This is a genomic window from Kribbella jiaozuonensis, from assembly GCF_005233875.1.
In the GTDB taxonomy this organism is placed as follows: Bacteria; Actinomycetota; Actinomycetes; order Propionibacteriales; family Kribbellaceae; genus Kribbella; species Kribbella jiaozuonensis.
On the sequence record NZ_SZPZ01000007.1, the window covers coordinates 197,761 to 211,276 of the forward strand.

Annotated in this window: 10 protein-coding genes; 6 read left to right on the top strand and 4 right to left on the bottom strand. The window is 67.4% G+C overall.

The genetic code is table 11. The features are described 5' to 3' along the window. Positions 1 to 155 precede the first annotated feature (155 nt). Both FDA38_RS39505 and FDA38_RS39510 read left to right on the top strand, forming a co-directional pair. Positions 156 to 2,942: a ribonucleoside-diphosphate reductase subunit alpha gene (locus tag FDA38_RS39505; RefSeq protein WP_137259628.1), complete on the top strand. Its 2,787-nt coding sequence runs from the start codon at positions 156 to 158 to the stop codon at positions 2,940 to 2,942. Beyond that, positions 2,939 to 3,979 carry a ribonucleotide-diphosphate reductase subunit beta gene (locus tag FDA38_RS39510; protein WP_233715196.1) on the top strand — a complete coding sequence of 347 codons (1,041 nt, stop codon included), beginning with the start codon at positions 2,939 to 2,941 and terminating at the stop codon, positions 3,977 to 3,979. Before FDA38_RS39505 ends, FDA38_RS39510 begins: the two co-directional genes overlap by 4 nt. A 74-nt stretch (positions 3,980 to 4,053) precedes the next feature. Here the strand turns inward: FDA38_RS39510 and FDA38_RS39515 are convergent, their stop codons facing one another. From FDA38_RS39515 to FDA38_RS39530, 4 genes are all read right to left on the bottom strand, one after another. After that, the gene (locus tag FDA38_RS39515; protein WP_137259317.1) at positions 4,054 to 4,908 is read right to left on the bottom strand and encodes an alpha/beta hydrolase; all 855 of its coding nucleotides are present in this window, start codon (positions 4,906 to 4,908) and stop codon (positions 4,054 to 4,056) included. Positions 4,909 to 4,991: 83 nt separating this feature from the next. Further along, on the bottom strand, positions 4,992 to 5,570 hold the full coding sequence (locus FDA38_RS39520; RefSeq protein ID WP_137259318.1) for an isochorismatase family protein: 579 nt from the start codon (positions 5,568 to 5,570) through the stop codon (positions 4,992 to 4,994). A gap of 13 nt (positions 5,571 to 5,583) precedes the next feature. Beyond that, positions 5,584 to 6,912, bottom strand: a complete 1,329-nt coding sequence (locus FDA38_RS39525; protein WP_202878044.1) for an MFS transporter — start codon at positions 6,910 to 6,912, stop codon at positions 5,584 to 5,586. 13 nt (positions 6,913 to 6,925) lie between these two features. After that, the gene (locus FDA38_RS39530) at positions 6,926 to 7,366 is read right to left on the bottom strand and encodes a MarR family winged helix-turn-helix transcriptional regulator (protein ID WP_137259319.1); all 441 of its coding nucleotides are present in this window, start codon (positions 7,364 to 7,366) and stop codon (positions 6,926 to 6,928) included. A 155-nt stretch (positions 7,367 to 7,521) separates the two neighbouring features. Between FDA38_RS39530 and FDA38_RS39535 the strand changes: the two genes are divergently transcribed. Genes FDA38_RS39535 through FDA38_RS42520 form a run of 4 tightly spaced genes read left to right on the top strand, consistent with a single transcriptional unit; the run spans position 7,522 to position 13,302 of the window. Then, on the top strand, positions 7,522 to 8,748 hold the full coding sequence (locus FDA38_RS39535; RefSeq protein WP_137259320.1) for an ROK family protein: 1,227 nt from the start codon (positions 7,522 to 7,524) through the stop codon (positions 8,746 to 8,748). Beyond that, positions 8,745 to 10,034, top strand: a complete 1,290-nt coding sequence (locus FDA38_RS39540; protein ID WP_137259321.1) for an extracellular solute-binding protein — start codon at positions 8,745 to 8,747, stop codon at positions 10,032 to 10,034. The genes FDA38_RS39535 and FDA38_RS39540 overlap by 4 nt, the downstream gene beginning before the upstream one ends. A 53-nt stretch (positions 10,035 to 10,087) precedes the next feature. Continuing rightward, on the top strand, positions 10,088 to 10,993 hold the full coding sequence (locus FDA38_RS39545; RefSeq protein ID WP_202878045.1) for a carbohydrate ABC transporter permease: 906 nt from the start codon (positions 10,088 to 10,090) through the stop codon (positions 10,991 to 10,993). Then, the gene (locus FDA38_RS42520; protein ID WP_170990020.1) at positions 10,990 to 13,302 is read left to right on the top strand and encodes a glycoside hydrolase family 3 N-terminal domain-containing protein; all 2,313 of its coding nucleotides are present in this window, start codon (positions 10,990 to 10,992) and stop codon (positions 13,300 to 13,302) included. Before FDA38_RS39545 ends, FDA38_RS42520 begins: the two co-directional genes overlap by 4 nt. The last annotated feature ends 214 nt before the right edge of the window (positions 13,303 to 13,516 follow it).

Here is a 13,516-nt window from a genome sequence, read left to right on the forward strand (position 1 = left end):
GGTGGGTCGCAGGGCGTGACGGCAGTGATCCCGGCCGGTGCTGCCGGTCCCGTCGTGCGCCTGCTCGCGTGGTCCCAGGCCTCCGAACTCTTGTGGAGAGCACACCTGTGACTATTGCTTCCTCAACGGCTGCATCCGTGTCCCAGTCCTCAGGGATGGCGGCGGAGCAGCCGGTCGAGCTCACCGTCATCCGTCGCGACGGCAGCAGTACGCCGTTCGACGCGACCAAGATCTCCGTCGCCGTGACGAAGGCGTTCCTCGCGGTCGAGGGCGCCGACGCCGGTGCCACCCACCGGGTCCGCGACCTGGTGACCGACCTGACCGGCCGGGTCGTCGGCGCCCTGACCAGCCGCGGCGACGCGCGCCGCAGCGTGCAGGTCGAGGACATCCAGGACCAGGTCGAGCTGGCGCTGATGCGCGCCGGCGAACACCAGGTCGCCCGCGCCTACGTGCTGTACCGCGAGGAGCGGACCAAGGCCCGCACACCTGCCGATGCGGCCGGCGTGACCGAGAAGCCGGCACTGACGGTCCGCGCGACCGACGGCACCCGGTCCCCGCTCGACGTCGACAGGCTGCGGGTGATCGTCGCGGAGGCGGCAGCCGGCCTCGACGCCGTCGACCCCGAACTGATCCTGAACGAGACGCTCGGCGCCTGCTACGACGGCATCGCGCAGCACGAGGTCGAGCTCGCGCTGGTGATGGCCGCGCGCGGTTTCGTCGAGACCGAGCCGCAGTACAGCTTCGCCGCGTCCCGGTTACTGCTCGACCAGATCCGGCGCGAGGCGCTGGGTCGCGTCCACGGCGAGCCGCGACAGGCCAGCCAGGCCGAGATGGCCGAGGCGTACGCGACCTACTTCCCGCAGTACATCCGGACCGGGATCGAGGCCGGCCAGCTCGACCCCGAGCTCGGCACCTTCGACCTCGAGCGGCTTGCGGCGGCGATCAGGCCGGACGCCGATCTGGACTTCACGTTCCTCAGTCTGCAGACGCTGTACGACCGCTATCTCCTGCACATCGACAAGGTTCGGTACGAGCTGCCGCAGGCGTTCTTCCTCCGGGTCGCGATGGGGATGGCGCTGCGCGAGGACGACCGCGAGGCGCGGGCGATCCAGTTCTACGAGCTGCTCAGCTTGTTCCGCTTCATGTCGTCGACGCCGACGCTGTTCAACTCCGGCACGACCCGTCCGCAGCTCTCGTCGTGCTTCCTGACCACGGTCGAGGACGACCTGGCCGGCATCTTCCACGGCATCCGCAACAACGCGCTGCTCGCGAAGTACTCCGGTGGTCTCGGCAACGACTGGACCCCGGTCCGCGGTATCGGGGCCAGGATCCGCGGCACCAACGGCGAGTCCCAGGGCGTCGTGCCGTTCCTGAAGATCGCCAACGACACCGCCGTCGCGGTCAACCAGGGCGGCAAGCGGAAGGGTGCGGTCTGCGCATACCTCGAGACCTGGCACATCGACATCGAGGAGTTCCTCGACCTCCGGAAGAACACCGGCGACGAGCGCCGGCGTACGCATGACATGAACACCGCGAACTGGGTGCCGGACCTGTTCCTGCAGCGGGTCGAGGCCGGTGGCGAGTGGACGTTGTTCTCGCCCAACGAGGTGATCGATCTGCACGACCTGTACGGCACGGCGTTCGCCGAGGCGTACGTCGCGTACGAGGCGGCCGCCGACCGGGGCGAGATCCGGGTGTTCAAGCGGGTCAAGGCGGTCGACCTGTGGCGGCGGATGCTGACGGTGCTCTTCGAGACCGGGCACCCGTGGATCACGTTCAAGGACGCCTGCAACCTGCGTTCACCGCAGCAGCACGACGGTGTCGTGCACTCGTCGAACCTGTGCACCGAGATCACGCTGAACACCACGGTCGAGGAGACCGCGGTCTGCAACCTGGGCTCGGTCAACCTGGTCGCGCACCTCACCGCCGACGGCCTCGACGCCGACCTGCTCCGGGACACGGTGAAGACCGCGGTTCGGATGCTCGACAACGTCATCGACGTGAACTTCTACACAACCCCCGAGTCGGAGCGCGCGAACCAGCGTCACCGTCCGGTCGGCCTCGGGCTGATGGGGTTCGCGGACGCGCTGTTCGCGCTGCGGATCCCGTACTCGTCCGATGCTGCGGTCGAGTTCGCGGACAGTTCGATGGAGCAGATCAGCTACCACGCGATCGAGGCGTCGAGTGATCTCGCCGCCGAGCGCGGCCGGTACTCGACGTACGACGGATCGCTGTGGAGCAAGGGGATCCTGCCGATCGACTCGCTCGAGCTGCTGACGTCCGCCCGCAACGGCGACGTGATCGTCGACGAGAGCAGGCGGCTCGACTGGGACACGCTGCGTGCGAAGGTACTGCGCGACGGCATGCGGAACTCAAACGTGATGGCGATCGCGCCGACCGCGACGATCTCCAACATCTGCGGCGTGAGCCAGTCAATCGAGCCGACGTACAGCAACCTGTTCGTGAAGTCGAACATGTCCGGCGAGTTCACCGTCGCCAACCCGTACCTGGTCGCCGACCTGAAGGCGCGCGGGCTGTGGGACCAGGTGATGGTGTCCGACCTGAAGTACCACGACGGCGTGCTGGCCGGTATCGAGCGGATCCCGGCGGAGGTGCGTGAGCTGTACGCGACCGCGTTCGAGATCGACCCGCAGTGGCTGGTCAAGGCGGCATCGCGCCGGCAGAAGTGGATCGACCAGGCCCAGTCGCTGAACCTCTACATGGCGAAGCCGTCAGGTCGTGCGCTGGACGAGCTGTACCGGTCGGCATGGCGGTTTGGCCTCAAGACGACTTACTACTTGCGTTCCCAGTCAGCGACCCACGTGGAGAAGTCCACGCTGAAGGGCACCGACGGCCGGCTCAACGCGGTGCCGGTAGCAATTCCCGAACCCACCGGAGCCGTCTGCTCCATCGACGACCCTGACTGCGAGGCCTGCCAGTGAGCACCATTTCCGTTGGAGCGGCACGAGTCGAAGTTGCCGACAAGGCGATGATCAACTCGCGGGCAGACGTCAACCAGCTGCTGCCGCTGAAGTACACGTGGGCCTGGGAGAAATACCTTGCCGCGTGCAACAACCATTGGATGCCGACCGAGGTCTCCATGCAGGCGGACATCTCGCTCTGGAAGTCGCGCGACGGCCTCACCGAGGACGAGCGGCTGATGCTCAAGCGCAACCTGGGTTTCTTCGCCACCGCGGAGTCGCTGGTCGCGAACAACATCGTCCTCGCCGTGTACCGCCAGCTGACCAACCCCGAATGCCGGCAGTACCTGCTGCGCCAGGCCTTGGAGGAGGCGGTGCACACGCACACCTTCCAGTACATCTGCACCTCGCTCGGGCTCGACGAGGGCGAGCTGTTCAACATGTACCGCGAGGTGCCGTCGATCTCCGACAAGGATGCGTGGGCGCTGAAGTACACGCAGCACCTGGAGGACCCGGACTTCAGGACCGGGACGCCCGAGGCCGATACCGCGTTCCTGCGCGATCTGATCGCGTTCTACGTGGTGTTCGAGGGGATGTGGTTCTACACCGGGTTCGCGCAGATCCTGTCGCTCGGCCGGCGGAACAAGATGGTCGGCATCGCCGAGCAGTACCAGTACATCCTGCGCGACGAGTCGATCCACCTGAACTTCGGCATCGACTGCATCAACCAGATCAAGCAGGAGAACCCGCACCTGTGGACGACCGAGTTCCAGGCCGAGGTCCGGCAGATGCTGACCGAGGCGTGCGAGCTCGAGGTCGCGTACGGTCGGTCCACGATGCCGAACGGCATGCTCGGCCTCACGTCGGAGCTGTGCGAGCAGTACATGCACTTCATCACCGACCGCCGTGCAGAACAGATTGGTATCGATCCGATCTTCGGTGAAACGCGGAATCCCTTCGGCTGGATGTCAGAGGTGATGGACCTGAAGAAGGAGAAGAACTTCTTCGAGACCCGAGTGATCGAGTACCAGTCCTCCAGCGGACTCAGCTGGGACTGACACCAGATCCACACAGACGGAAGGCCCGCGGAGCTACTCGCCGCCCCGCGGGCCTTCCTTTCTCGGTCTTCGGCTCAGCCGGCCGACGGCGGGTCGTACTTGTGGATGAAGTCGAGCGCCGTGCGGGCGACCTCCTCCCAGCCGTGGTCGATCACCAACGAGTGACCCCGGCCCGGGAGCTCGGTGAACTCGGTGACCCCGGAGTTCTTCAAGTGCTGCTTGTACGCCGCGTGCGTGATCGCATGCGGAACCGTGTGGTCCTTCTCGCCCGACACGAGCAGGATCGGCCCGCGGTCCGCCGCCTTGTACTCGACCTTGGTCTCGCTGAACGGGTTCAGGTTCGCCACCGCCGCCTGGAAGATCGGTACGCCGGACGCCGCGACGTGGAACTCGTCGTACAACTGGCGCGCCTCGTCCTCGTCGAGGTTGTTCGCCCAGCCGTACTTGAACTCGTCGAAGGTCAGCGTGACCGAGCGCCGCGCGTTCGCCGGGTTGCCCAGCACCGGCGAGCCCGACTTCAACGCCGACGGCGGCAGCGGCAACACGCCCCGACCCGGCGCCGGATCGATCGCCACGGTCACGGCCGACGCCCCCTCCCCCGCGATCTTCTGCGCGATCAACCCACCGAACGAGTGCCCGACGACGGCCGGCTTCCGGTCCAGTCCGCGGATCGCCTCGAGGTAGTGATCGGTGACCGCTTGCACCATCTTGTGCGCAAACACCTCGGGGTGCTCCCGCGCCTCCGCCACCGTCTCCGGGTCATCCGGCCACCCGGGTGCGATCGTGCTGTAGCCGTTCTCCTCGAACAGCCGACGCCACCGGTCCCAACTGGTCGACAACAGCCACAACCCGTGGATGAACACCACAGGTTGCTTGCCGGACGTGTTTGCCTGCTCGACTTCCGACCGCTCGCGATCAGTCAGCGACATAGTCCCCCTCCAAAGACTCGAATGCTCGCGATGCTAGCCGCGCAACCTCACCGACAACCAGCGATCCAGCAGATGGATCATCCTCAGCCGAACAGGGCGATGATCTCCGCGGTCGTGCCGGACTCGCCGAGGCGGGGGAAGATTCGGTTCAGCGAGTGTTCGTGCGACTCGGCGGCGAGGTCTGTCATTGCGTCGGTCGCGAGCGTGACGTTGTAGCCGTGCTCGTACGCCGCCCGCGCGGTCGACTCGACGCCGATGCTGGTGGCCACGCCGGTCAGCACGATCTGGGTGATGCCGCGGCGGCGCAGCTGTACGTCGAGGTCGGTGCCGTGGAACGCGCCCCAGTTGCGTTTGGTCACGACGATGTCCTCGGGGTGGCCGGCCAACTGGTCGACGATCTGGTCTGCGCCGGCGGGCGGCGTACCGCCACCCGACCGGGCCGGCTGCTCGGTCCGGCCGGTCAGGCGGTCGGCGCCGTCGGCCGCGAAGCTGACCCGGACGAGGACTACCGGGAGTTCGTGCTTGCGGAAGGCGTCGGCGAGTTCGACGGTCTTGCCGATGACGTCGGCGGTGCTGTGGGGCTCGCCGGGGAGGGCGGCGACCGCGTTCTGCAGGTCGATGACTACCAGCGCGGTCTTCGGGTCGAGGGTGGTGACTGACACAGGTGGAGCCTCTCTATTCGGGGAGTTGCGTGAAGGTCACCAGCACGAGCAGACCGGCGATGACGAGCAGGAAGACCGCCATGTCGTGCAGTCCGGCTGTCGTTGCACCGTGCTGGAAGAAGTGGGCGTTGGCCGCCGCGGAGATCAGCGCGCCGACATACACGCAGGTCCGCAACAGTCCTGCGGATGAGCCGATCCGGGCCGGATCGGCCTGCTGGTAAAGGGCGGTCTGGTTGGCGAGGTTGTTGAGGCCCTGGGGCACACCGGCGATCACACCGACCACGGCCAGGATCCAGATCGACGTACTCGGACCGACGAACAGCTGCGCGGTCGCGGCCACCACCAGACAGATGCTTCCGGCAACGAGTTTGCCGCGGATCGCCGCCCGCCGGCCGGTGGCCAGCGTGACCAGCACCGCCGCCAGGGACAGTGGTAGAAGGAGCAGACCAGCAGCGGATGCACTCAGGCCACGCGCCTCCTCGAGCCATTGCGTGAAGCCGTACAGGAACGAGTACGCACCGACGAACGCGAGCACCTGCCGGGTGTACGTCAGGATCAACGGGCGGTTGCCGCCCAGCACCCGCAGATCGATGAACGGCGCGACGACGCGCAGCTGCGTGACCACGAACGCGACGCCGAGGACCAGTGCAAGCACCAGTACGTACCACCGCGACACCCGCGGCTGCATCAGGAACAACATCAGCGAGACCAATGTCGTTGTGAACAAGGCGATCCCCGCGTAGTCCAGTCCCCCGGCACCACGCGAACGTGCCCGCCGCGGCAACCACAACGAGCCGAGCACCACGCAGATCACCGACAGCGGGACGTTGATCGTGAAGATCAGGTGCCATCCCCCCAACCCGATCAACAGGCCGCCCAGCGTCGGGCCGATCACCGCGATCACCTGGTTCGCGACCGACAAGCTGCTCAGGATGACGGCAGGCGTCTCCATCCCGGTCCGGTCGGCCTCGCTGCGGATCAACGACATCGCCGCCGGGTACGCCGCCGACGTACCGAGGCCGAGGAGGACCCGGGACCCGACGAGTACGCCGAGGTTCGGGGCCAGCGCGCCGAGCAGACCGGCCACGCCGACGAGCGAGGTCGCGATCAGGTAGAGCGGTCGCGGACCGAACAGGTCGACCAGCCGGCCCATCACGGGCTGACCGACCGCGGTCGCGATGTACAACCCGGTGACAAGCCACGCGGTCTGCGACGGCGGTACGCCGAACGCCGCGCCGATCGGGATCAGCGCGACCGCGAGCATCGACGAGTTGATCGGGTTCAGCACCGACCCGACGAGCATCGGCGCGATCAGCCGACGATCGAACCTCGAGGGCTCCACAATCACAGCCCGGTCACCGGGCCGCCTCGATCGCGCGATCGAGCAGCGCCAGCGCCGTGATGATCTTCTGCCGCTCGGCCTCCGTGCAGTGGTCCTGCAATGTCTGCGCCAGCCACTCCTGCCGCACCTTGCGATCCCCCTGCAGGCGGTGACGACCGGCCGACGTCAGCGACACCACCTGCCGGCGACCGTCCTGTGGATCGGGGTGCCGCTGGATCAGATCGGCCTGCCGCAGCGCGGCCAGGATCGCCGCGATCGACTGCGGCCGGATCCGCTCCGCCGTGGCCAGTTCACTCGCCGACGCCGGTCCGTCCTTGTCGAGCCGGCTCAGCACCGAGGACTGCGACGGGGTCAGATCGTCGGTGTCGGCGAGCGCCTTCAACCGCCGTTTGACCCGGCCGAAGACCACCCGCACCTCGCTGGCCGCGCGCGCCGCGGACGCCGATATCTCCATACCGACCACCATAACTCATCAGTCCAGACTGATCAGTTCGGGCTGTCATTGGCCGCGCCAACGACACCGGAGGAAGTTTCCGGAATCCCTGGACACGGCCCGCCGGACCGGACTAGCGTCTCAGTCTCAACCAATTCTATTCACCGTGAGAATAAATGGCGAAGCTCGAACGAGGCAGTGTCGGCACCCGGACGGCGAACCGCGGAGCGGTCATCGCCGCACTGCTGTCCGGCGCCGGGATCGACCGGCGGCAACTGGTCCAGCAGACCGGACTGAGCTGGGCCACGGTGGCCCGGATCGTCGACGATCTGCTCGCCGACGGGCTGGCTCTGGAGCAGCACAAGATCGTCCGCGACGGCCCCGGCCGACCGGGAGCCGCGCTCGGTTTCAACCCGCAGTCCGGGCTGGTGTGCGGGATCGACCTCGGCGGCACCTACTGCCGGATGGTGATCGCCGACGGCATCGGTACGGCGATCATCCGCTGCCGCGACGAGACCCCGCGGGACCTGGGCGCCGCCGAGCTGGCGTCCTGGATCGCGACACGCGTCCTCGGACTGGTCGAGCGGTACGGCGACGGCGTACCGCTCACGTCGGTGGCGATCGGGCTGCCCGGTGTCGTTGCCTCCACCAAGGATCGCGTGGTCGGCGCGTTCAACCTGCCGCAGATCCTCGGCACCACGTTCGTCGAGACGGTCGCCGCGGAGCTCGGCGTACCGACGATCATCGACAACGACTCGAACCTGGCGCTGCTGGGTGAGCTGCACTACGGCGAGTTGCCCCGGGACGAGACCGTCGTCCTGCTCAGCCTGGGCACTGGTCTGGGCTCGGCGGTCGCGTTCAACCGGCAGGTGCTCGCGGGACCCGAGGGTCTGCTCGGCGAGTTCGGCCGGCTGCGGTTGCCGGGCCGCAAGGAACGGCTGCGGGACCTGCTCTCCGGCGCGGGCCTGCTCGCTCTCGCGCACCAAGCCGGTCACCGCCTCAGGAAGGCCGACGAGGTCTTCGCCGAACCGGACCGCTTCGGCGGCCTGGTCGACGAGATCCACGAGGCGCTGCTGCATCTGGTGTCGATCGTTGCCCTGGCCTACGAGCCGAGCACGGTGGTCTTCACCGGTGGCTTCTCCGGTGCGTTCAGCGACTCCGTGCTGGAGACGGTGAGCGCCGAGACGTACGAGACGGTCGGCGTACACAGCGATCTGCGCCGGTCTGTGCTCGGGGATTCGGGCGGTCTGCTGGGTGCGATGGCCGCCGCCCTGAGTGGTTACTACACCGCGATCGGGGTGGCCCGCCACCAGGTCGCCTCGATCACTACGTCCGCCCCCGGTGTCGTGGCCCAGCTGGACGGCTGCGCTGTCGACCCATCCGACACAGAGGAACTCGCATGAAGCCCTGGAAGACCTTGGCTCTCCTTGCATCGATCTCGCTCAGCGTGGCAGCCTGCGGCGGATCCGGCCCGAGCAAGGCCGCGCCGACGAACAAACTGACCGTCTGGATGATGACCGGCGGTCCCGGTGACAACAAGATCATCGGCGACGTCACCAAGCAGTTCAACGAGAAGCACCCCGACTTGAAGGTGACCGTCGAGATCCAGCAATGGGACAACGTCGTCACCAAGCTGACCACCGCGCTCGCCTCCGACAACCCGCCCGACATCGTCGAGATGGGCAACACCCAGACCCCGATGCTGACCGCCTCCGGTGCGCTGGCCGAGCTGACCGACAAGAAGGGCGAGTTCGAGTCGTCCGACCAGTGGCTCGCCGGCCTCGCCGGACCGTCGACGTACCAGGACAAGCTCTACGCCACTCCCCTGTACGGCGGCACGAAGGTCGTCATGTACAGCAAGAAGATGTTCGCCGCGGCGGGGATCGCCGAGCCGCCGGCGACCGTCGACGACCTGATCGCGGACTGCGGGAAACTCGCGAAGGCGCACACGGCGACGCCGAACTTCTCGGCGTTCTACATGCCCGGCCAATACTGGTTCGCCGGGATGCCGTTCCTGTTCGGGAAGGGCGGCACGATCGCCACCGACCAGGACAACAAGTGGACCGCGCAGATGAGCAGCGCGGAGAACCAGGCCGGCCTCGCCGAGTGGAAGAAGTTCCAGAACGCCTGCTCGACGCCGTCCTCGATCGGCGCCAACACCGACAGCCCCGACCAGGACCAGATCTTCGCCGACCAGAAGGCCGCGATGATCTACGTCAAGGCGTGGGAGCCCGGCGCGGTCGCGGAGAAGAATGCGAAGGCTGCCTCGGACGCCGGCTACTTCATCATGCCGGGCTACGAGGCGAGCAAACCGCTGCCGGTGATCGTGGCCGGCTCGACGATCGGCATCGCCCAGAACAGTCCGAACAAGGACATGGCGGTCGACTGGCTGAAGATCATCACCGGCAAGGCGTTCCAGCAGACGATGACCCGGACGATCCACCAACTCCCGGTGGTCGCCGCGTTCCTGCCGACCGGCAACGTTCCTGAGGTGCTGAAGCTCGGCGCGCAAGCAGCCACCGTCAGCCAGGCGCTGCCGTCGACACCGGGCGAGGCGACGCTCGAGACCGAGAGCTACAACGAGCAGTTCTTCTCGAAGATCGCCAAGGGTGCGGATATCGCCGGAGCCGCGAAGGACTACGACAAACACGCGACCGAGGCGTTCAACGCACAGTCGGGCCAGCGCTGACGATGGCTTCGCTCACCGAAGAGGTGTCGGTTGCCCCGCGCACAGGAGGTGCGGTGCGGGGCAGCCGGCTGGCGCGGTTCACGCCGTACGGCCTGATCGGACCGGCGCTGGTCGCGTTCGCGGCCGTGCTGGGGTATCCGATCGTGCGGCTGATCTGGCTGTCGCTGCAGGACTTCGGGCCGCGGTCGCTGTTCACCGGCGAGGCGCCGTTCGTCGGGCTCGACAACTTCACCCGGGTGCTCGGCGACGGCGACTTCTGGTTCACGCTGCTGCGTACGCTGATCGTCAGCGTCGCCTGCGTGAGCGGGCTGATGGTGATCGGCTTTCTGCTGGCGTCCCTGCTGATGCAGGTGTCGGGGTGGGCGCGGGTGATGCTGTCGGTCTGCCTGGTGCTGGTCTGGGCGATGCCGATGGTGTCGGCGACGATGATCTGGCGGTGGCTGTTCGAGCCGCAGTACGGCGTACTGAACTGGGTGATCACGCAGCTCAAGGTGTTCGGCGACTTCTCCGCGCACGACTGGTTCTCGTCGCCGAGTCAGGCGTTGTTCCTGATCATCGCGCTAGTCGTGTGGAAGGGTCTGCCGTTCGTGGCGCTCACGCTGTACGCCGCGATGGGCCAGATCCCGGGTGATCTGTACGAAGCCGCCGCGCTGGACGGTGCTGGACGGTGGAACGTGGCGCGGCATGTGACGATGCCGATCCTCGGACCGGTGCTCGCCGTACTCGTGCTGCTCGAAGTGATCTGGTCGGTCAACTCGTTCACACCGATCTGGGTGCTGACGCAAGGCGGACCGGACGGCGGTACGACGACGCTCGGCGTCTACTCGTACCTCGAGGCGTTCACCCGCAACGACTACAGCGGCGGCGCGGCGATCGCGATCATCACGGTGCTGCTGCTCGCCGTACTGTCCGTGCTCTATGTGCGGCGTTTGTTCGCGCAGGACGAGGCGATCGCATGAGGCGGCGGGCTCTTCCGAACACCATCGCGGTACTGGTCTCGCTGGTGGTGATCTTCCCGGTCTACTGGATGTTCGCGACCGCGCTGAAGCAGCCCGGGAAGATCCTGTCGGCGACGCCGGAGTTCATCCCCTGGCCGTTGAGCCTCGACAACTTCCGTACGGCGCTCACGCACGGGCCGTTCCTGCACTACGTCCGCAACTCGTTGCTGGTCTCGGTGTCGACCGTGCTGATCGCGCTGGTCGTTGCCCTCGGCGCCTCGATCGCGCTCGCCCGGTTCCGGTTCGTCGGGCGGCGGGCGTTCCTCGTCGGGCTGGTGCTGGTGCAGATGGTGCCGGGGTCGGCGATGGTCATCCCGCTGTACCTGATGCTGCGGTCGGTCGGCGCGATCGACTTCGTGCCCGGGCTGATCATCACGTACATGACGTTCGTCCTGCCGTTCACGATCTGGACGTTGCGCGGGTTCGTGGCCGGGATCCCGCTGGAGCTGGAAGAGGCCGCGATGGTCGACGGCTGCGGCCGGTTCGGCGCGTTCTGGCATATCCAACTGCCGCTGCTCGCGCCGGGCATCGTGGCCACCTCGATCTTCGCCTTCATCAGCGCGTGGGACGACTACCTGTTCGCCTACGTGTTCCTGAAGTCGCAGAACAACTACACGCTGCCGGTCTGGCTGGTCTCGTTCCAGACCTCTGACGGCATCGACAACGGCGCCACCATCGCGGCGTCGGCGATCTTCTCGCTCCCGGTGCTGATCGTCTTCCTGCTGATCCAGCGCCGGCTGGTCGGCGGGATGACGGCCGGCGCGGTCAAAGGCCGAAACCCCCTGCACATGGAGGATGTTGTGACTTCAGAGCTGAACCGGCTCGCCCATGGCGTGCTGTTCCCCGCGCTCGGCCGGCCGAAGGTGCCGAACTGGGTCCCGTCCAGGATCGACGCCGGCCTCGGCGGGTTCGTGATCTTCGGCAGGGACACCGTCGACGGACCGCAATTCCGGCAGTTGGCGGCTCAGCTGCACGGTCTGCGCGACCATGTGCTGCTGTCGATCGACGAAGAGGGCGGTGATGTCAGCCGGATCGCGGACCTCGGCGGTTTTTCGATGCCGGGTAACCGCGCGCTGGGTGAGTTGAACGATGTGGAGCTGACGCGGCAGGCGGCGTACCAGATCGGGCTGTCGTTGGTCGAGGCCGGGATCGACTGGGATCTGGCTCCGGCAGTCGACACGGCGGTCAACCCGCTGAGCCCGAACGGGATTCGCTGCTTCGGGTCGGATCGCTCGCTTGTCAGCCGGCATACGGCCGCTTGGGTGTCAGGGCTGCAGGCGGCGGGGGTCAGTGCGTGCGCCAAGCATTACCCGGGGCACGGCATGAGCGGGACCGATGCTCACCTCGCGACGCCGCTGGTCGACGTTTCGCGGGAGGAGTTGCTGGCGAGCTACCTCGATCCGTTCCGGGCGGCGATCGAGGCCGGGGTGGACAGCATCATGGTGTCGCACGACCTGGTGCCGCAGGTGGACGACGTACCGGCGACGATCAGCAAGGTGCTGTTGACCGACATCCTGCGGGGTGAGCTCGGGTACGACGGGGTGGTGATCACCGACGCGCTCGAGATGTACGGGATCGCGGACGTGGCGCCGTTGCCGGAGGCCGCCGTACGGGCGATCGAGGCCGGGGCTGACGCGTTGTGCCTTGGGTCGTGGGCGTTCCTGGACGACGTGGATGTGGCGGCGGCCGCGTTGGTCGAGGCTGTTGAGAGCGGGCGGTTGCCGTTGGAGCGGTTGGAGGAGGCGAACGCGCGGCTGGCCCGGCTCGGAACGCGGGCGAAGGCGGATGTGGCGGAGCGGGACAACGGGCTGGGCTCGCGGTTGGCTGAGCAGGTTGTCGTGACGCATGGGGATCCGCGGGTGCGGAGTGACGCCGTACTGATCATCCGGCTGGAGCCGACGCACTCGCCTGCTGCTGGGTCGTCCGGGTGGGGCGTGGAGACGTTGCTGCGCGATGCGGGGAAGGTTGTCGAGAGCATCGGGTTGTCGGGGTCGACGTACAACGGGCCGGGGATGGCGCGGGCGGGGGTGGGTGAGTTCCGGTCGGAGTACGGCGCTGACAGTCAGGTGGTGCTGCTGGTGCGTGGGGCGCATCGCTTCGACTGGCAGGAGAAACTGATCGGCGAACTGCAGACCCAACACCCGGACATGATCGTCGTCGACATGGGCGTTCCTGGCGTCGACTACTCGGGCTTCACGGGTTGGATCCAAACCTTCGGCAGCGCAAGAGTTTGCGCAGAAGCAGCCGCCCGCCACCTGCTTGCCCCGTGACCACCTTCGTCAACACACACCTCTGCACGCCGGAGCCGGTCGACGGCTGGCTGCAGGTCGAACACGGCCGAATAGTCGCCATTGGCCCCGGCATGCCACCAGAAACCCCCGCCGGGGGGGGGGCCCCCCCCCCCCCCGGGGGGGGGGGGGGGGGGGCCCCCCCCCCCCCCGGGGGGGGGGGGGGGGGGCCGGCGGGGGGGGGGGGGGGGGCCCC

Coding starts and splice junctions, on each gene's coding strand:
- FDA38_RS39505 (WP_137259628.1), top strand. CDS start 156: ATGGCGGCGGAGCAGCCGGTCGAGCTCACCGTCATCCGTCGCGACGGC.
- FDA38_RS39515 (WP_137259317.1), bottom strand. CDS start 4,908: ATGTCGCTGACTGATCGCGAGCGGTCGGAAGTCGAGCAGGCAAACACG.
- FDA38_RS39530 (WP_137259319.1), bottom strand. CDS start 7,366: ATGGAGATATCGGCGTCCGCGGCGCGCGCGGCCAGCGAGGTGCGGGTG.
- FDA38_RS39535 (WP_137259320.1), top strand. CDS start 7,522: ATGGCGAAGCTCGAACGAGGCAGTGTCGGCACCCGGACGGCGAACCGC.
- FDA38_RS39540 (WP_137259321.1), top strand. CDS start 8,745: ATGAAGCCCTGGAAGACCTTGGCTCTCCTTGCATCGATCTCGCTCAGC.
- FDA38_RS42520 (WP_170990020.1), top strand. CDS start 10,990: ATGAGGCGGCGGGCTCTTCCGAACACCATCGCGGTACTGGTCTCGCTG.